We start from the raw sequence: 18,591 nt of genomic DNA, 5'->3' as shown, positions 1-18,591 counted from the left end.
CCCACCCCAGAGCGACTTGACTGTGCGCCAGTGCGAATCAACACAACGCCACCGCCAGTCGTGCCACCGCTCCGGCCCCCACCAGGGCCCGCGCGGTGTCCCGGGGCACCGACAGCACCACCAGCGCCCCACCGTCCCCCAACCCCTTCTCCGGCGCCGGGACTTCGGCCACCCGAGCCCCCGCCGCCACCACCCTCGGCGGCCCCGTGCGCTCCGCCGCCACCACGTCGACGCGGTCCCCGGGCCGCAGCAGCCGGACCGTGGCGGCGTCCGCGATGCGCACGGGAGCCGACACCATCCGCACCGCAGCGGGTGACGGCTTCACCTCGGGCGGGGCCGCACCCCGGGAGGCCTGCGCGTCCGCTCCGCCCATGGCCAGGGCGGCCGCCACCACGGCCAGCCCGGCCGAAGCCGCCCGCCGCTTGCGGCGCAGGGCACGGCCGAGCCGCCCCCGGGCCCGGCCCACGCGCAGCGGCGGGAACGGGGGCACGGGGCGTGCCGGGCGGCAGACGGAGGAGGCGGAGGAACACGCGGAGGAGCCAGAGGAAGAAGCCGTGGGGGAAGCCGTTGACGCCGGGGATTCGGGACGGCCGGGAGAGGAAGCGGACATGCTGATCACCACCGAAGGGTTCGGGATACGGAGCCCGGGCCCAGCGCCCGGACCCTCCCACGATCCGCCTCGACGCCCGGCTCCGCCCGGGCCTGTGGATGATCCCCAGGTTGTGGACAAGTCGTTCACCCGCAGGGGTAGGGCCCCGCCCGACGGCTCAGGGCCGGCTCGGCACCCGGCAGGCCTCCGAGAACCCCTGGCTGGTCAGACCGAAGGCGCTGTTCACCCGCGAACGCCAGTTCTCGAGCGCGACCACGGCGGTGAGCTCGACGAACGCCGCCTCGCCCAGCCGGGCGATGAGCTCGGCCGCCATTTCATCGGTGACCGTCGGCGCCGTCTCGGTCATCGCCTCCGCGTACTCCATGACCAGCAGCTCCAGCTCGCTGAACACCTCCCGCTCCTCGCGCCACCGAGGCACCCGCTCGATCTTCTCCGGGGAGAGGCCCAGCTCGTGACCCTCCCAGTAGCCGAAGTCCATGCACCACGAGCAGTTGATCCGCGCGGCGCAGGCCATCACGGCGAGGTGCTTCAGCCCGGCGTCGAGCGCGTTCCACTTCGCCGCCCGCTGCTCCATCCGGACGTACGAGAGCAGCACGCGCGAGTTGTGACCGTAGGCCTGGCCGGGGTCGAGCACCTTGCCGTAGGTGCGACGCGAGTACCAGGCGCCGAGGCGCATCAGGAGGGTGCGGGGCGGAGTGAGCGAGATGCGCGGCATGACTGGCCTCTTCCGGAAGGGGGCCCTGCCGACCCCGTCGCCAGGGAGACAGGACAACCCCGCGGAACGTGACATGGTCCGGGGAATCGATTCCCCGGACGCCAGGCCCCGGCCCCGGCGCGGCTCCGCCCGGTCTGCAGCGTGCCTACGGCAGTTCGATGCCCAGGTCCCAGCCGTCGTGGGCGTGAGTGCACAGGCAGTCGCGGTCAGCGGTCGCGGGCAGGGCCGCCACGGCGTCGAAGAGGACCTCGCGCAGCCGGCTGACGTTCTCGCCGAACACCTTCAGGACCTCGGCGTGCGAGACCCCCTCGCCCGTCTCGGCACCCGCGTCCAGGTCCGTCACCAGCGCCATCGAGGTGTAGCAGAGCCCCAGCTCACGTGCGAGGACCGCCTCCGGATGCCCGGTCATGCCGACCACCGACCAGCCGGCCGCCGCATGCCACTGCGACTCCGCCCGCGTCGAGAACCGCGGGCCCTCGATGACGACCATGGTGCCGCCGTCCACCGGCTCCCACTCCCGTCCGCGCGCCGCCGAAAGCGCCACCGAGCGCCCCACCGGGCAGTACGGGTCGGCGAAGGTGGTGTGCACGACGTTCGGGACGCTCCCGTCCGGCAGCGGCTCCCCGTCGAAGAAGGTCTGCACGCGGGACTTGGTCCGGTCCACCAGCTGGTCCGGGACCAGCAGCGTGCCCGGCCCGTACTCCGTCCGCAGGCCGCCCACCGCGCACGGGCCCAGCACCTGCCGGACCCCGACCGAACGCAGCGCCCACAGGTTGGCACGGTAGTTGATCTTGTGTGGCGGGACGGTGTGGCTGCGCCCGTGCCGCGGCAGGAACGCCACCTGCCGGCCGGCCAGCTCACCCAGGTACAGGGAGTCGCTCGGAGGCCCGTAGGGGGTCTCGACCTGGACCTCGGAGACGTCTTCCAGGAAGGAGTAGAAGCCCGAGCCGCCGATTACACCGATCTCTGCGTTCACCATGCGGCCACCCTAACGGGGGACGCGCAAGGCCCCGCCGCCCAGGAGGGCGAACGGGGCCTTGCGCAAGAGGTGAGAGGTCAGGCGGCCGAGCTGGAGCTGCCGCCCGTGCTCGAGGAGGTCGAGGAGGACGCGGCGGCCGGGGCCGAAGCGGTCGACGTCGTCGTGGACGACGAGGACGAGGGCTTCGACGCGGGCGTGCTGCTCGACGACGCGCCACGGCTGTCGTTCCGGTAGAAACCGGAGCCCTTGAACACGATGCCGACCGCGGAGAACACCTTCTTCAGGCGTCCGTCGCAGCTCGGGCACACGGTCAGCGCTTCGTCGGTGAACTTCTGCACGGCCTCAAGGCCCTCACCGCACTCGGTGCACTGGTACTGGTAGGTCGGCACGAATTTCCTCCTGGCACTCTGACTCGATGAGTGCTAACGACGCTCCATGGTGACGTATTCCGGCGGATCAGTCCACCGTCACGGGCGTGCGGTGACCGATCCCACGCTCGTTCGCGCGCTCCCGGTCGGCCGGGTCCGCCGTGGCGGCGGCCGGCGCGGAGGAGTTCACGATGCGGCTCGGGGCCTTCGGCGCGAGCTTCGCGCGCAGGGCCAGCAGCGTGACCAGCGCCAGCGCGGTGGCGGCCAGCGGCACCAGGAAGCCGTACGAGGAACCGTGCGCGTCCGTCAGACGGCCGGCCACGATCACGGCGACGGCCTGCCCGAAGGCGACCGCACCGGTCAGCCAGGTGAACGCCTCGGTGCGGGAAGCGGCCGGAACCAGCTGCTCGATCATGGTGTAGCCGGTGATCAGCGCCGGGGCGATGCACAGACCGACGACCAGGCCGACCGCGCCCATCAGCACGGCCGAGTTCACGGCCCACAGGACCGAGGCGGCGGCGGTCAGACCGACGTAGCCCAGGATCAGGCGGCGGCGGGGACCGATCTTCCAGGCGACGGCGCCCATGGTGATGCCGGCGATCATGTTGCCGGCCGCGAAGACGCCGTACAGCAGGCCGTTGGCACCCGGGTTGCCGATCTCGCCGGCGAAGGCCGTCAGGGACACCTGCATGCCGCCGAAGACGGCGCCGATCCCGAGGAAGGCGACGATCAGGACGCGCAGGCCGGCGAAGGACAGGGCCGAGGCGTGCTTCTCGCCGTGGGCCGCCTTCGCGGCGGTCTTCGGCTCGGTGGAGCGCTGCGCGGCGAAGAACAGCCCGCCCAGCAGCGTCAGGGCCGCCTCGGTGACCAGGCCGGCCGCCGGGTGGACGCCGGTGCACAGGGCGGTGGCCAGCACCGGGCCGACGACGAAGGTGAACTCGTCGGTGACGGACTCGAACGCGGCGGCCGTCGGCAGCAGCGGGGAGCCCTCCAGCTTGGCCGCCCAGCGGGTCCGGACCATGGGGCCGACCTGCGGGACGGAGGCGCCGGCCGGGACGGCGGCCAGCGCGAGCGCCCACAGCGGGGCGCCGAGCAGGGCCAGCGCGGTCAGAGCGGAGACCGCGGTGGCGTGGGTCAGGACGACCGGCACGAGGACGGCGCTCTGGCCGCGGCGGTCGGTGAGCTTGCCCATGACCGGGGCGAACAGGGCCATGGAGACGCCGGTGACGGCGGAGACGATGCCCGCGTCGCCATAGGAGCCGGTGGCGTGCTGGACGAGCAGCAGGATGCTGATGGTCAGCATGCCGAACGGCAGACGGGCGGCGAAGCCGGGGAGGACGAAGGAGAGGGCGCCGGGCGTGCGCAGGAGCTGCCCGTAGCCGGGTCGGACGGACGTGTCGGTCGTGACCGCGGATGTCACGGCCTGGCCTTTCCGCTGCCTGGTAGAGCGTCCCCGTCTGCGGACGGCCGGCCGCTTTGTGAGCGGCCGCACCCGTACATGTGGGAGCCCCGAGAGCTGTCCTCTTGCGCAGAACCGAGTGATACCTGGGCGCCCACTGCGGGAGGGTGCCACGGCCGCTTTGCGGTCGCGCCAGCTCTGCGTCAGGCAGAGTTGGTTCGATCTGGTGTGCCTTCATCGTACAGGGGAATCCCCTACCACGCCCTGTGATTACGGTGACAAGGCATGTCTTCACCTGCGATTAACTGGAACTTCGCATTCCCCACCCGTCGAAATGGGGGCAAGGTCAGGCGCAAGCCACCGAAAATGGCCCAATTAGAATGACGCTCTAACCGAAAACCGCTGCTCGGACGCCCTCCGTCGCGGTCCTCCGGTACCTAGAGTGACGTTCCGCCACTGGTACCCAGCCACCCCGCGAGCTTGCCCCCGCGCGCCACCGCCCGCAGCCGGGCCTCCGCCGCGTCCCGCACCGGATCCGTGGCCACCACCAGCAGCTCGTCCCCTCGGCGCAGCACCGTCGACGGCGCCGGCACGAAACTCTTGGCGTCCCGGACCACCAGCGTCACCGACGCCCCGGCCGGCAGCCGCAGCTCCCCGACCTCGACACCGTGCATCCGCGACGCCTCGGGTATCGCGAAGGACAACAGGTGACCGCGCAGCTTCTCCAGCGGCGCCGACTCGATGCCCAGGTCGGCGGCGGCCTCACCGGTGTCGCGCAGGTTCAGCTTCCGCGCCAGCCACGGCAGGGTGGGCCCCTGCACCAGCGTGTAGACGACGACCAGTACGAAGACGATGTTGAACACCCGGTCGCTGCCCTCGATCCCGGTCACCATCGGGATCGTCGCCAGGATGATCGGCACGGCGCCGCGCAGCCCCGCCCACGACATCAGCACCTGCTCCTGCCACGCGACCCGGAACGGCAGGAGGCTGACGAACACCTCCAGCGGCCGCGCCACCATCGTCAGCACCAGTCCGATGATCACCGCGGGCCAGAAGTCGCCCGCCAGCTCGTGCGGCGTCACCAGCAGGCCGAGCAGCACGAACATGCCGATCTGCGCGATCCAGCCCAGCCCGTCCGCGAACCCGCGCGTGGCCGGCCAGTGCGGCAGCTTCGCGTTGCCGAGCACCATCGCCGCCAGGTACACCGCGAGGAAGCCGGAGCCGTGCGCCATCGCACCGGCCGCGTACGCGGACACCGCGATCGCCATCACCGCGATCGGGTACAGGCCGGAGGCCGGCAGGGCCACGTGCCGCAGCCCGTACGCCCCCAGGAAGCCCACCGCCAGTCCTATCGCCGCGCCGATCGCCAGCTCCAGCGCGATCTTTCCGACCAGCACGTACCAGTTGTCCACCGGCCCGACCGTCGCGAAGGCCACCACCAGGATGACGACGGGTGCGTCGTTGAAGCCGGACTCCGCCTCCAGCACCCCCGTCACGCGGGACGGGAGGGGGACCTTGCGCAGTACCGAGAAGACCGCCGCGGCGTCGGTCGAGGAGACGACCGCGCCGATCAGCAGCGCCTGCCGCCATTCGAGTCCGACGAGGTAGTGCGCGCCGGCCGCGGTGACGCCGACGCTGACCGCGACGCCGACCAGCGACAGGACGACCGCCTGTGGCAGGGCCGGCTTGATCTCTTTCCACTTCGTGCCCAGACCGCCCTCGGCGAGGATGACGACGAGCGCGGCGTAACCGATGACCTGTGTCAGCTCGGCGTTGTCGAATACGACGTTGCCGATGCCGTCCTGGCCTATCGCGATGCCTATGCCGAGGTAGATGAGCAGGCTGGGGAGGCCGCTGCGTGAAGAGATGCGTACCGCCGCTACCGCGACGAGCAGCACGAGCGAGCAGACCAGCAGGAGCTCATTGAGCGTGTGGACAGTCAGTGGGCGGCCCTTTCCTCAAAGCGCGCCCGGCGGAACGTTCCACCGGCGGCGTATTCGGCAAGTGCTTCGTTACCTTACCTAATCTTTGACGGACTCTTTACGTGATACCCACATTGTGAAACGGCAGTTCGCCCCTGTCCTACGGACCTTGACCCCTGGCGGATCAACGAAGGCGGTCCTGCGCCTATGGTTGCTCCCAGCACTCCCAGGACCACCCTGCCCCTCGAAGGACAGCGATGCCCGCCAAAGAATCCGGACCTTCCGTCAAGAAGAAGGGACGACGCGCACGCCTGCTCGTGCTCGTCTTGGTCCTGGCGCTCTTGGCGGGCCTCGGCTACGGCGCGTACTGGAGCGTGGACACCGTGCGCGCTTCGTTCCCGCAGACCACCGGCTCCCTGAAGGTCCCCGGCCTGACCGGGACCGTCGACGTCAAGCGTGACGAGCACGGGATCCCGCAGCTCTACGCCGACAACGACGAGGACCTCTTCCGCGCGCAGGGCTTCGTCCACGCGCAGGACCGGTTCTGGGAGATGGACGTACGCCGGCACATGACCTCCGGCCGCCTCTCGGAGATGTTCGGCTCCGGCCAGGTCGAGACCGACGCCTTCCTGCGCACCCTCGGCTGGCGCCAGGTCGCGCAGGAGGAGTACGACAAGAAGCTCTCGCCCGAGACGAAGAAGTACCTCCAGGCCTACGCCGACGGGGTCAACGCGTGGCTGAAGGGCAAGTCCGGCAAGGACCTCTCCGTCGAGCACGCCGCCCTGAAGATCACCGACGGCTACAAGCCCGAGAAGTGGACGCCGGTCGACTCGGTGGCCTGGCTCAAGGCGATGGCCTGGGACCTGCGCGGCAACATGCAGGACGAGATCGACCGCTCGCTGATGTCGAACAAGCTCACGCAGGCGCAGATCGACGAGCTCTACCCGGCGTACCCCTTCGACCGGAACAAGCCGATCGTCGAGGGCGGCACCGTCGCGGGCGGCAAGTACGCGCCCCAGGGCACCTCCGGCACGGGCGCGACGGGCACGGGCACGACCGGCACGGGCACGGGTGCGACCGGCACCGGCTCCACCGCCGGCACGGGCACCGGCTCCACGACGGGCACCACCACCGGCACCGGCTCGCAGGCCACCCCCAACGGCGGCACCAACCCCGCCACCGGCCTCGCCGACAACGCGAGCGCCCAGGGCGCGACCGTCGGCCTGCGCACGCAGCTGACCGCCCTGTCCAAGACGCTGGACGACATCCCGGCCATCCTCGGCCCCAACGGCAGCGGCATCGGCTCCAACTCCTGGGTCGTCTCCGGCAGGTACACGACCACCGGCAAGCCGCTGCTCGCGAACGACCCGCACCTGTCCCCGCAGCTGCCCTCGGTCTGGTACCAGATGGGCCTGCACTGCCGCGCCGTCTCGGCCAAGTGCCAGTACGACGTCGCCGGCTTCACCTTCTCCGGCATGCCCGGCGTGGTCATCGGCCACAACGCCGACATCGCCTGGGGCATGACCAACCTCGGCGCCGACGTCACCGACCTCTACCTGGAGCAGGTCCGTCCCGAGGGCTACGTCTACGACAACAAGGTCGTCCCCTTCACCATCCGTGAAGAGGAGATCAAGGTCGCGGGCGGCAAGAGCAAGAAGATCACCGTCCGCACCACCAACAACGGACCGCTGATCTCCGACCGCAGCGACGAGCTCGAGACCGTCGGCTCCCGCGCCCCCGTCCCCAGCTCGGCCCCCGACCGCGGCACCGGCTACGCCGTCGCCCTGCGCTGGACCGCACTGGACCCGGGCAAGTCGATGGACGCCGTCTTCAAGCTCGACCGTGCCAAGGACTTCCCGAGCTTCCGGGCCGCAGCCGCGGACTTCGAGGTCCCGTCGCAGAACCTGATCTACGCCGACAACAAGGGCCCCAACGGCAACATCGGCTACCAGGCCCCGGGCCGCATCCCGCTCCGCGGCCAGGGCGACGGCCGCATGCCGGCCCCCGGCTGGGACCCCAAGTACGCCTGGAAGGGCGGCCGCGACGGCAACGCCGGCTACATCCCGCAGAACGAGCTGCCCTGGGAGCTCAACCCGCAGCGCGGCTACATCGTCACCGCCAACCAGCCCGTCACCGAGTCCGGCACCGGCGCGGGCAAGTACCCGTACGTCCTGACCGCCGACTGGGGCTACGGCGCCCGCAGCCAGCGGATCAACGACCTCATCGAGGCGAAGATCAAGGACAGCGGCAAGATCTCCACCGACGACATGCGCACCATGCAGATGGACAACAGCAGCGAGATCGCCGCGCTGCTGACCCCGATGCTGGCCAAGATCCCGGTCTCCGACCCGGACGTGCGTTCGGCGCAGAAGCTGCTGGAGGGCTGGAACTACACCCAGGAGAACGACTCGGCGGCGGCCGCCTACTTCAACGCCGTCTGGCGCAACATCCTCAAGCTGGCGTTCGGCGACAAGATGCCGAAGGACCTGCGCGTCACCGACAGCTGTATGAACGTCATCGAGGAGGGCACCGGCCCCAACGACGACCTCGCCAAGACGGTCCGCGAGTGCGGCACCCGCGGCGCCGACTCCGCGCAGCCCGACGGCGGCGACCGCTGGTTCGAGGTGGTCCGCCGCCTGGTCAAGGACGAGAAGTCGCCGTGGTGGACCGCCACCCCGAAGACCGTCCACGACAAGCCCATCAAGACCCGCGACGAGCTCTTCGCCCGGGCGATGGAGGACGCGCGCTGGGAGCTGACCGCCAAGCTCGGCAAGGACCAGTCGACCTGGAGCTGGGGCCGGCTGCACCAGCTCACGCTGAAGAACCAGACCATCGGCAAGGAGGGCCCGGGCTTCATGCGGTGGCTCCTCAACCGCGGCCCGTGGAACCTGGGCGGCGGCGAGGCCACCGTCAACGCCACCGGCTGGAACGCCTCCAGCGGCTACGACGTCACCTGGGTCCCGTCGATGCGCATGGTCGTCAACCTCAACGACCTCGACAAGTCGCGCTGGATCAACCTGACCGGCGCCTCGGGTCACGCCTACGACAGCAACTACACCGACCAGACGACGCTGTGGGCCAAGGGCGAACTGCTGGACTGGCCGTTCGGAAAGGACGCCGTCGACAAGTCGACAGTGGACACGCTGACGCTCAAGCCGTGATCACGGCCTGAAGCGCACCACCCCCGACGGGGTGGCGACCGCCCGGACGGGGTGGTCGTGCGGTTCCTCCGGGACCCGCGCGACCACCTCTTCGTCGTAGAGGAGCACCACCAGCGCCGGATGCGCCCCGGCCCGCTCCAGCCGTGCCAGCACCCGGTCGTACGAGCCCCCGCCGCGCCCGAGCCGCATCCCGCGCCGGTCCACCGCCAGCCCGGGCAGCAGCACCGCGTCCGCGCCGGTGACCGCCTGCGGGCCCAGCGGCGGACCGGACGGCTCCAGCAGCCGCATCTTCCCCCGGTGCGCCGCCTCGGCGAGGCTGCCCGGGCCCTCGTACACCGCCCAGTCGAGGTCGTTGTCCGGCAGGAGCAGGGGCAGCAGCACCCGCTTCCCGGCGTCCCTCAGCGCGTCGAGCAGCTCGCGGGTGCCCGGTTCCGCGCCGACGGAGACGTACGCGGCCACCGTGCGCGCGCCGGCCAGCTCGGGCAGCGCCAGCGCCGAGCGGGCGAGCGCGCCGGCGGCCGTGCGGCGGGCCTCGGGGGACAAGGCGCGGCGGGCGGCGAGGAGTTCTTTGCGGAGGGCGGCCTTCTCGGGAGGGAAGGGGAGGTTTCCGGACAGGCTCTCTACCACAGTTGGGTCACAATTCCTTTTCTATCGGGACAGAGTTGGATCTATTCACCGGAATCTGGTCGGGTGTTCGGTACGACCCACTATCGTTCTGCCCATGACTCAGTCGCACCCCGTGATCAAGAAGGCCGTCATTCCGGCTGCGGGCCTCGGTACCCGGTTCCTCCCCGCCACCAAGGCGACCCCCAAGGAAATGCTGCCGGTCGTGGACAAGCCGGCCATCCAGTACGTGGTCGAGGAGGCCGTCTCGGCCGGACTCGACGACGTCCTCATGATCACAGGACGTAACAAGCGTGCGCTCGAGGACCACTTCGACCGCAACTACGAGCTGGAGTCCGCCCTGATCGCCAAGGGCGACGACGACCGGCTGAAGAAGGTCCAGGAGTCCAGCGACCTCGCCACCATGCACTACGTCCGCCAGGGCGACCCCCGGGGCCTGGGCCACGCCGTGCTGTGCGCCGAGCCCCACGTCGGCGAGGAGCCCTTCGCCGTCCTCCTCGGCGACGACCTCATCGACCCGCGCGACCCCCTCCTGCGCCGGATGGTCGAGGTCTACGAGAAGACCGGCGGCACCGTCATCGCCCTGATGGAGGTCGACCCCGCCAACGTCCACCTCTACGGCTGCGCCGCCGTCGAGACGACCGGCGAGGACGACGTCGTCCGCATCACCGGCCTCGTCGAGAAGCCGGAGCCCGCCGAGGCGCCCAGCAACTACGCGGTCATCGGACGCTACGTCCTGGACCCCGCGATCTTCGGCATACTGCGGGAGACCGAGCCGGGCCGCGGTGGGGAGATCCAGCTCACCGACGCCCTGCAGAAGCTGGCCGCCGACGAGAACGTGGGCGGCCCGGTGCACGGCGTGGTCTTCCGCGGCCGCCGCTACGACACCGGGGACCGGGGGGACTACCTGCGGGCCATCGTCCGACTCGCCTGCGAGCGTGAGGACCTGGGCCCGGAGTTCCGCACCTGGCTTCACCGTTACGTCACGGAGGAGATGTAGCACCTTGAGCAGCAGAGCACCGCAGGACACCGGCCACCACCGCCTGTGGTCGGTGGACGAGCACCTCGCGGACGTCCTCGCCGCCGTCCGGCCGCTGGAGCCCATCGAGCTCCAGCTGCTCGACGCCCAGGGCTGTGTCCTGGTCGAGGACGTCACCGTGCCCGTCGCCCTCCCGCCCTTCGACAACAGCTCCATGGACGGGTACGCCGTCCGCACGGCCGACGTCCAGGGCGCGAGCGAGGAGTTCCCCGCGGTGCTCACGGTCGTCGGGGACGTCGCGGCCGGCAGCGGCGAGCTGCCGACCGTCGGCCCCGGCCAAGCTGCCCGCATCATGACCGGCGCCCCCCTGCCGCCCGGAGCGGAAGCCGTCGTACCGGTCGAATGGACCGACGGCGGCACGGGCGGCGGCGCCGCCTCCGGCATGACCCCGGCCAGCGCCGCGCCCGAGGGCGCGGCCGGCGAGGTACGGGTCCACCGCCCGGCCGAGGCCCGCGCGCACGTGCGCGCCCGCGGCAGCGACGTGCAGGCAGGCGACCTGGCGCTGGCCGCCGGCACCGTCCTCGGCCCGCCGCAGATCGCGCTGCTCGCGGCGATCGGCCGCGGCACGGTGCGGGTCCGGCCGCGCCCGCGCGTGGTCGTCCTGTCCACCGGCAGCGAGCTGGTCCAGCCGGGTGAGGCACTGGCCGCCGGGACGATCTACGACTCCAACAGCTTCGCCCTGGCCGCCGCCGCCCGGGACGCCGGCGCCATCGCCTACCGCGTCGGCGCGGTCGCCGACGACGCCGACACCCTGCGCGCCGCCATCGAGGACCAGCTGATCCGCGCCGACCTGCTGGTCACCACGGGCGGGGTCAGCGTCGGCGCGTACGACGTGGTCAAGGAGGCCCTGACCGCGGCCGGCAGCGGCGACGGCGAGGAGCCGCAGGCGGGCGGGGTGGACTTCCGCAAGCTCGCGATGCAGCCCGGCAAGCCGCAGGGCTTCGGCACGGTCGGCCCCGACCACACCCCGCTGCTGGCCCTGCCCGGCAATCCGGTGTCCTCGTACGTCTCCTTCGAGCTGTTCGTGCGCCCCGCCATCCGTGCCCTGATGGGGCTGCCGGCCTCGCAGGTCAGCCGGCCGAGCGTGCGGGCCGTGCTGAAGGCCGACGCGCCGCTGGGCTCCCCGGCCGCCCGCCGGCAGTTCCTGCGCGGGAAGTACGACCCCGACGCGGGCACGGTCAGCCCGGTCGGCGGATCGGGCTCACACCTGATCGCGGCGCTGGCGCACGCCGATTCCCTGATCGTCGTACCGGAAGACGTCACCTCGGTGGAGCCGGGCACCGAACTGGAAGTCGTCCTGCTCGGGTAGAGGGGCCCGCCCTGGCCGCCGCCCGGCCACCCGGCGGTCCCGTCCGGGCGGCCGCCCGCCGGGTCGGCGGCCCTGTTTCGGCCAGTGGTCCTGCCCGGCTGGGTACCGCCCGGTGCGGGTAGCGTGTTGCATCACACAGGCCCCGGCGTTTCGGGGCCCGGAGCGGGAGCGGCACGTAGACATGAGTACGCAGAGCAGGCTGACGCACATCGACGAGGCCGGCGCGGCCCGGATGGTCGACGTATCGACAAAGGACGTCACCACCCGCACGGCGCGCGCCAGCGGCCGCGTCCTGGTCTCGTCCCGGGTGATCGAGCTGCTGCGCGGCGAGGGCGTGCCGAAGGGCGACGCCCTCGCCACCGCGCGGATCGCCGGGATCATGGGGGCCAAGAAGACCCCCGACCTGATCCCGCTCTGCCACCCGCTGGCGGTCTCCGGGGTCAAGGTGGACCTGAAGGTCGCCGACGACGCCGTCGAGATCCTCGCCACCGTCAAGACCACCGACCGCACCGGCGTCGAGATGGAGGCGCTGACCGCGGTCGCGGTCGCCGGACTCACCGTGATCGACATGGTGAAGGCCGTCGACAAGGGCGCGGTCATCACCGACGTCCGGGTGGAGGAGAAGACGGGCGGCAAGTCCGGCGACTGGAGCCGTTCGTGACGCCCCCGCGCGGCGGCGAGGTCCACAGCCACGTGCCGCCCGTCCCCGTCCCCACCGCCGCCGCGGCCGGGCAGGGCGCTGCGCCGGCCGCCGGGGCGCCGGCGCTGCGCGGCCTGGTGGTCACCGCCTCCAACCGTGCCTCGCAGGGCGTGTACGCGGACAAGGGCGGCCCGCTGCTGGCCGAGGCGCTGGAGCAGCTGGGCTTCACGGTGGACGGCCCGCGCGTCGTCCCGGACGGGGACCCCGTCGAGGAGGCGCTCCGCGAGGGCGTGACCGCCGGGTACGACGTCATCCTCACCACGGGCGGCACCGGCATCTCGCCGACCGACCGGACCCCCGACGCGACCGCACGCGTGCTCGACTACGAGATCCCGGGCATCCCGCAGGCCATCCGTGCCGAGGGCCTCGCCAAGGTGCCGACCGCCGCGCTGTCGCGGGGCCTGGCGGGCGTGGCGGGCCGCACGCTGATCGTGAACCTGCCCGGTTCCACGGGCGGCGTGAAGGACGGCCTCGCGGTGCTGGCGCGGATCCTGCCGCACGCCGTCGACCAGATCCGCGGCGGCGACCACCCCAGACCGGACGCGGCGGCCGGGAGCCCGAGCTGAACGGCCCGTCCTGGCCCGTGGTGCTGACGGACGGCGACGTCACGCTGCGGCCGATAAAACTGCGCGACCAGCGCGCCTGGCGCGAGGTCAACCGCCGCAACCGCGACTGGCTGCGGCCGTGGGAGGCCACGATCCCGCCGCCGGCGCCGTGGGGGCCGGTGATCCACCGGCCGACGTACCGGCAGATGGTCCGCCACCTGCGGGCGGAGGCGAACGCGGGCCGGATGCTGCCCTTCGTCATCGAGTACCAGGGACGGCTGGTCGGCCAGCTGACGGTCGCCGGCATCACGTGGGGGTCGATGTGCGCCGCCCATGTGGGCTACTGGGTGGACCGGGACGTGGCGGGGCGCGGGGTGATGCCGACGGCCGTCGCGCTCGCGGTAGACCACTGCTTCATGAGGGTCGGACTGCACCGCATGGAGGTGTGCATCCGCCCGGAGAACGGCCCGAGCCGCCGCGTGGTGGAGAAGCTGGGCTTCCGGGAGGAGGGGCTGCGGCCGCGTTATCTACATATCGACGGGGCGTGGCGCGACCACCTGGTCTTTGCGCTCACCGCCGAGGAGGTACCGGAGGGGCTGCTGCGGCGGTGGAAGCGGGTGCGGAAGAGGGAAAGCCCGCCGCCTGCGACCGCTCCGTAAAGCAGGTAATCGCAAAAGCGTTCGAATTGCTGGTTGATTCGCCCATAAGCCGATCCGAAGAATCACAAAAAAAGTCGGTGATATCAGCCGGATCGTGCGACACACCGGCCCAATTGGCTGATCCCCTCGGCCGCGCCCCTCTACGGTGTGGGGTGTGAGCAGCAGCGGCCTCATCTACGCAGTCATCGTCGGGGCCTGGGCCGCCTACTTGGTGCCCATGTGGCTCCGGAGGCAGGACGAGCTGAACGAAGCGCGTCCGACGGAACGCTTCTCCACTGCCATCCGGCTGCTTTCCGGCCGGGCGGGAATGGAGCGGCGTTACGCCAAGGGGCTGCGTGAGCGCGGTGAAGTCCAGGCGGAGGCCCAGCCCCACGCGGACCCGGAAGCGGCGACGGAAACGGTGAATTCCGTGGACGCCGACGCCCGGGCCTTCGGCGTGCCCCCGACCAGGGCCGAGCCGAGATCCGCCGAGGTCGAACGGGTCGAACGGGTCCGGCGCCAGCAGCGCCTCCAGGTCCTCGCACGCCGCCGGCGCACCACGGCCCTGCTCTTCCTCGCCTTCAGCGGCGGCGCGATCGCCGCGGCCGTCGGCGGGCTGCGCTACCTGTGGGTGCCGGCCGTGCCGGCGCTGCTGCTGAGCGCGTACATCGTGCACCTGCGCGTCCAGGAACGCCGGCGCTACGAGTTCACCATGGACCGGCGTCGCGCCGAGGCGGCCGCCCGCGCCCTGCGCGAAAGCCGCTCCCGCCACCGCGACCAGGGCCCCGAGCCGGCCGGCGGCGCCGAGCCGGACCCCGCGCCGCCGGTGTCCCCGCAGGAGGCGGGGCGCCGTGCGCTCGTCGAGCAGACCGACCACGCCGAGTGGGTCGACCAGCAGCGCGAGCGCGAGCGTGGTCCGGCGCGCGGCGACAGCTGGGAACCGGTACCGGTGCCGCTGCCGACGTACGTGACCGCCCCGGTCGCGCCGCGCGCCACCGGGCCCGTCAACCCGGACGGCTGGAGCGCCACCCGTTCGAGCACCGCCGAGCCCACGAACCCGCGCCTGCGGGCCCAGCCGGGCCCCGCCCCGGCGAAGGCGGACGCGCAGCCCCACCCGGCCACCCCGCGCCCGCGCGGCCGCGACGCCGGCCGCACCCCGCTCTTCGACCAGTACGAGAGCGACGAACGACCCCGCGCCGCGAACGAGTGACGTCCCCGGCTCCCGGCGTGTGACCTGCGCGGACCCCGCCGCAGGCGGTGCGCGGCGCCCGCGGGCCGTGGCCCGGGAACGCGTTTTGGAGCAGCGGCGCCGGGATGCTAATGTTTCACACGTCGCAAGGGCCTGTGGCGCAGTCTGGTAGCGCACCTCGTTCGCATCGAGGGGGTCTGGGGTTCAAATCCCCACAGGTCCACAGACAACAGTTCTTGAGTAGCTCTCAGGAATCGTCACGAGATCCCGTTCCGCCGGAAGGCGGGGCGGGATCTCGGCGTTTCCGGGAACGAATCCCTGCAACGAGACCATCCGGTACTGCTCGATCCCCTCGCCGGTCGTACCGAGACGGTGGAAGGCGTCCAACACGTCCTGCCGGGCGGCAGCCGAGCCGTCGTCCTTCAGCACGATCAGCCGGATCGTGCAGTTCTGACACGGCCGGACCATCCCCCCCGGCCCAGAGGGCGCCGGCCGTCGGGCTCGGCCTCGACGACGTCCCCGCAGGCGACGCCACGGACGAACCACGGGACCGGATCCGGACGGGGGCGCAGGAGAAGGACACCGGCCGGGGGACGTGGGGTGCTCGTGGGAGTCGTCACGAGATCCCGCTCGGCGGCCGGGCCGGTGCGGTGGCAGCCGCGTTGCCGACCAGCTGGTGCAGTGCGGTCGCGGAGCCGGGCGTCAGCCGGTAGATGCCGTGGAGGCTGACCGAACGGACCAGCCTGCCCTCCTCGACGTACTTCAGGGTCCGTTCGCCGCGGCGGCGTGAGGTGTAGGTCAGCCGTTCCAGCAGGTCCGGTGCGACGGTCGTGCCGAAGGAGAGCGGGGAGCCCGGTGGGCCCGTCAGCACCTCCGTGACACAGCCGGCCTTCAGCGGCCGCCAGTCCAGCAGTTTCGCGTAGTCGTCGTCGTGGAGTGCGGCGCCCGCGTCCTCGTAGGGGATGATCCGGGACACCTCCATGGCGCCCAGCACGTAGAGCCGGGCGCCCAGGGCCCGCACCGGGTAGATCCGGTCGCCGGGCTGCACGCCTGCCCGGCGGAAGCTCGGGAGCGACTGGTGCGGTCCGCCGAACAGCATCGTCAACCGCTGGCCGGCGTAACCGGAACGCTCGAGGTGGCGGCACAGCTGGTTGGTCCACATCGTCGTGTACGAGTTCGACATGACCGGAAGGTAACCGTGCCCACTGACAGGGGCCCTGACGGTTCAGGGGATCCCGCACGCCTGCCCTGAGGGTCCGTCACGCCACACTGGGGGCATGACGAGCGAGGACGGCGCCACGGCGCAAGCATGGGAGGCACTCGGCGGGGCGGATGGGCTTGCCGGGCGGGTGGGGTATCGGGGGCCGAGCGGTCTGGAGGGGCCGCTTCCGGTGCGGGAGCTGGCGCGGGCCGCTGTAGGGGTGTGCGCCCTGGCTGCGGCCGAGCTGGCCGCCGTACGGGCCGGGGGGACGGCGTGGGATGCGGCGCCCGTGGTGGTGGACGAGGGGGCCGTGGCGACGGCGTTCGTCAGTGAGCGACACCTGCGGGTGGCGGGGCGTGCGCCGGTGAGTTTCGCGCCGTTGTCGGGCTTCTGGCGGGCGGCCGACGGGTGGGTGCGCACCCACGCCAACTACCCGCACCACGAGGCGGCCCTCGTACGCGCCCTCGGCGTGCCCGCGACCGCGGACGCGGTACGCGGGGCGCTCGCGGAGCGGGGGGCCGTGGAGGCGCAGGAACTCGTCTACGGGCACGGCGGGCTGGCGGTCGCGGTGGCGGCCGAGTACGGGGAGCCGCAGCCGCTGGTGGAGTGGATACGAGGTGACGGGCGCGGCAGACGGGTGCAGGGGCCGGCGGCCGTGGCGGAGCCCGGGCGGCTTCCGGCGGCGGGGGTGCGGGTGCTGGACCTGACCCGGGTCATCGCCGGCCCGGTCGCCACCCGCACGCTCGGCGTGCTCGGGGCCGATGTGCTGCGCGTCGACGCGCCGGGGCTGCCGGAGGCGGACGACGCGTACGCGGACACCGGGTTCGGGAAGCGGTCGGCGCTCCTGGACCTCGCGCGTTCCGAGGACCGCGCGGTGCTGGAGGGGCTGCTCGACGGGGCCGACGTGGTGGTGACCGGATACCGGCCGGGGGCGCTGGAGCGGTTCGGGCTGGGCGGGGAGGAGTTGCTGGAGCGGCGGCCGGGGCTGGTGGTGGCCGAGCTGTGCGCGTGGGGGTGGCGGGGGCCGTGGGCCGCGCGGCGGGGGTTCGACTCGCTGGTGCAGGCGGGGTACGGGATCGCCGCGCGGTGCGCCGGGGAGGACGGTATGCCCGGGGTGCTGCCGGCGCAGGCGCTGGACCACGGGACGGGGTACCTGGTCGCGGCGGGTGTCCTCAGGGCGCTGGCGGAAGGCGGCGGGGGGCTGCTGCGGTTCTCCCTGGCCGGGACGGCGTCGTGGCTGCTGAGGGAGGTACCGGGGGCGGGTGCCGGGACACCGGGGTACGGGGCGGAGCCGTGGCTGCGGGAGGCGGACTCCGGGTACGGGGCGCTGCGGCACGCCGCGAGCCCCTTCGGGGAATGGCGGCGGGGGCCGTCGCGGTGGGGGAGCGACCGGGCGGTGTGGCTGCCGCGGTAGGGGGGACGGAGGGGAGCCGGCGTTGGGTGCGGGGTGCCCGATGACGGGTGCTGGACGGTGGTGGGTGCGGGATGCGGGTGGGGTGCTGGGCAGAGGCGGGTCCCCGCCCCGCCCTTCACCTGTTCCGGCCCCGCGCCTTGAGCGTCGGTGGGGCTCGGTGATGTGCGGCGTCGAGCCCGGGAGCGGTCGAAGGGTGGACGGGTGGGGACCGGCGCCGGGCGGCCGGGGTGTCAGGCCGGTGTGCGCGGGGGCGGGAGGAGCTTGGCCATGCAGCGGCTCGATTCGTAGTCGCGGTAGTAGCCGAACTTCTCGGACAGCGCGTAGCCCGACGACAGGTACAGCGCGATCGCCTCGGGCTGCCGGTCGCCCGTCTCCAGGACCATCCGCCGGCGTCCGGCCGCCGCCGCGTCGGCCTCCAGCTCGGCCAGGATGCGGCGGGCCAGCCCCAGGCCGCGGGCCTCGGGGATCACGTACATGCGCTTGACCTCGGCGTCGCCGTCCGAGTAGCCCTCGTCGTTGTGATCCTGCGCACGCCAGGCGCCGCTCGCCACCGGGGTGTCCGAGGCGTCGTACGCGAGCAGGTAGAGCCCGGACGGCGGGAGGAACATCGCCGGGTCGAGGTAAGTGGCGTCGCCCTCGCCGTCGTAGCGCTCCTGGTATTCGAGCTGGACCTGGGCGTCGAGTTTCAGCGCGTCCGGGTGGTCGTACGGTACGGCGCGCAGGTGTATCCCGTGAGACATCAGAACATCGTACGGAAGGCTGCGGTTATGGTGCTGGG

Annotated in this window: 18 protein-coding genes and 1 tRNA gene; 9 read left to right on the top strand and 10 right to left on the bottom strand. The window is 72.3% G+C overall.

Annotation, left to right across the window (positions count from 1 at the left end):
- Positions 1 to 37 precede the first annotated feature (37 nt).
- The 6 genes from ACFY0O_RS21210 to ACFY0O_RS21185 form a co-directional block, all read right to left on the bottom strand.
- Positions 38 to 490, bottom strand: coding sequence for a hypothetical protein (locus ACFY0O_RS21210; RefSeq protein ID WP_388948583.1), 453 nt, complete (start codon positions 488 to 490; stop codon positions 38 to 40).
- A gap of 277 nt (positions 491 to 767) precedes the next feature.
- A complete protein-coding gene (locus ACFY0O_RS21205; RefSeq protein ID WP_388948581.1) occupies positions 768 to 1,325 on the bottom strand; it encodes a carboxymuconolactone decarboxylase family protein in 558 nt (185 codons plus the stop codon).
- 145 nt (positions 1,326 to 1,470) lie between these two features.
- A complete protein-coding gene (locus ACFY0O_RS21200) occupies positions 1,471 to 2,304 on the bottom strand; it encodes an S-methyl-5'-thioadenosine phosphorylase (protein ID WP_358894616.1) in 834 nt (277 codons plus the stop codon).
- Positions 2,305 to 2,381: 77 nt separating this feature from the next.
- Positions 2,382 to 2,693, bottom strand: coding sequence for an FmdB family zinc ribbon protein (locus ACFY0O_RS21195; RefSeq protein WP_344151301.1), 312 nt, complete (start codon positions 2,691 to 2,693; stop codon positions 2,382 to 2,384).
- Between the two features lie 67 nt (positions 2,694 to 2,760).
- Positions 2,761 to 4,092: an MFS transporter gene (locus ACFY0O_RS21190; protein WP_388948579.1), complete on the bottom strand. Its 1,332-nt coding sequence runs from the start codon at positions 4,090 to 4,092 to the stop codon at positions 2,761 to 2,763.
- Positions 4,093 to 4,508: 416 nt separating this feature from the next.
- Positions 4,509 to 5,969 (bottom strand): potassium/proton antiporter, encoded by a 1,461-nt coding sequence (locus tag ACFY0O_RS21185; protein ID WP_388948577.1) that lies wholly within the window; start codon positions 5,967 to 5,969, stop codon positions 4,509 to 4,511.
- A gap of 281 nt (positions 5,970 to 6,250) precedes the next feature.
- Between ACFY0O_RS21185 and ACFY0O_RS21180 the strand changes: the two genes are divergently transcribed.
- Positions 6,251 to 9,154, top strand: coding sequence for a penicillin acylase family protein (locus ACFY0O_RS21180; protein WP_388948575.1), 2,904 nt, complete (start codon positions 6,251 to 6,253; stop codon positions 9,152 to 9,154).
- Here the strand turns inward: ACFY0O_RS21180 and ACFY0O_RS21175 are convergent, their stop codons facing one another.
- Complete coding sequence (locus tag ACFY0O_RS21175) at positions 9,155 to 9,781, bottom strand: 5-formyltetrahydrofolate cyclo-ligase (protein ID WP_388948572.1); 627 nt, start codon at positions 9,779 to 9,781, stop codon at positions 9,155 to 9,157.
- Positions 9,782 to 9,875: 94 nt separating this feature from the next.
- Here ACFY0O_RS21175 and galU point away from each other — a divergent pair, with 94 nt between their 5' ends.
- The 7 genes from galU to ACFY0O_RS21140 all read left to right on the top strand — a co-directional run bounded on the left by galU (position 9,876) and on the right by ACFY0O_RS21140 (position 15,421).
- Complete coding sequence (gene galU / locus ACFY0O_RS21170) at positions 9,876 to 10,778, top strand: UTP--glucose-1-phosphate uridylyltransferase GalU (RefSeq protein ID WP_358894612.1); 903 nt, start codon at positions 9,876 to 9,878, stop codon at positions 10,776 to 10,778.
- Positions 10,779 to 10,782: 4 nt separating this feature from the next.
- On the top strand, positions 10,783 to 12,126 hold the full coding sequence (gene glp / locus ACFY0O_RS21165; RefSeq protein ID WP_388948569.1) for a gephyrin-like molybdotransferase Glp: 1,344 nt from the start codon (positions 10,783 to 10,785) through the stop codon (positions 12,124 to 12,126).
- Between the two features lie 181 nt (positions 12,127 to 12,307).
- Complete coding sequence (gene moaC / locus ACFY0O_RS21160; protein WP_079427710.1) at positions 12,308 to 12,787, top strand: cyclic pyranopterin monophosphate synthase MoaC; 480 nt, start codon at positions 12,308 to 12,310, stop codon at positions 12,785 to 12,787.
- A gap of 104 nt (positions 12,788 to 12,891) precedes the next feature.
- Positions 12,892 to 13,392: a molybdenum cofactor biosynthesis protein B gene (locus ACFY0O_RS21155; protein WP_388948895.1), complete on the top strand. Its 501-nt coding sequence runs from the start codon at positions 12,892 to 12,894 to the stop codon at positions 13,390 to 13,392.
- A 17-nt stretch (positions 13,393 to 13,409) separates the two neighbouring features.
- Positions 13,410 to 14,030 (top strand): GNAT family N-acetyltransferase, encoded by a 621-nt coding sequence (locus ACFY0O_RS21150; RefSeq protein ID WP_388948566.1) that lies wholly within the window; start codon positions 13,410 to 13,412, stop codon positions 14,028 to 14,030.
- 154 nt (positions 14,031 to 14,184) lie between these two features.
- Positions 14,185 to 15,219: a hypothetical protein gene (locus tag ACFY0O_RS21145; RefSeq protein WP_388948564.1), complete on the top strand. Its 1,035-nt coding sequence runs from the start codon at positions 14,185 to 14,187 to the stop codon at positions 15,217 to 15,219.
- Between the two features lie 128 nt (positions 15,220 to 15,347).
- Positions 15,348 to 15,421, top strand: a tRNA-Ala gene (locus ACFY0O_RS21140).
- Here the strand turns inward: ACFY0O_RS21140 and ACFY0O_RS21135 are convergent.
- Together ACFY0O_RS21135 and ACFY0O_RS21130 are read right to left on the bottom strand one after the other, a co-directional pair.
- On the bottom strand, positions 15,403 to 15,627 hold the full coding sequence (locus ACFY0O_RS21135; protein WP_388948561.1) for a hypothetical protein: 225 nt from the start codon (positions 15,625 to 15,627) through the stop codon (positions 15,403 to 15,405). The two genes, ACFY0O_RS21140 and ACFY0O_RS21135, sit on opposite strands and share 19 nt — an antisense overlap.
- 187 nt (positions 15,628 to 15,814) lie before the next feature.
- The gene (locus ACFY0O_RS21130; RefSeq protein ID WP_388948560.1) at positions 15,815 to 16,381 is read right to left on the bottom strand and encodes a hypothetical protein; all 567 of its coding nucleotides are present in this window, start codon (positions 16,379 to 16,381) and stop codon (positions 15,815 to 15,817) included.
- A gap of 94 nt (positions 16,382 to 16,475) precedes the next feature.
- On the opposite strand from ACFY0O_RS21130, the gene ACFY0O_RS21125 reads away from it, so the two are divergent.
- Positions 16,476 to 17,813, top strand: coding sequence for a CoA transferase (locus tag ACFY0O_RS21125; protein ID WP_388948557.1), 1,338 nt, complete (start codon positions 16,476 to 16,478; stop codon positions 17,811 to 17,813).
- 230 nt (positions 17,814 to 18,043) lie between these two features.
- On the opposite strand, the gene ACFY0O_RS21120 is transcribed toward ACFY0O_RS21125, so the two are convergent.
- Positions 18,044 to 18,553, bottom strand: a complete 510-nt coding sequence (locus ACFY0O_RS21120) for a GNAT family N-acetyltransferase (RefSeq protein WP_388948555.1) — start codon at positions 18,551 to 18,553, stop codon at positions 18,044 to 18,046.
- Positions 18,554 to 18,591 lie beyond the last annotated feature (38 nt).

The organism is Streptomyces sp. NPDC001594 (assembly GCF_042893675.1).
Taxonomy (GTDB): Bacteria; Actinomycetota; Actinomycetes; order Streptomycetales; family Streptomycetaceae; genus Streptomyces.
This window is presented reverse-complemented; position numbering and strand designations above follow the sequence as displayed.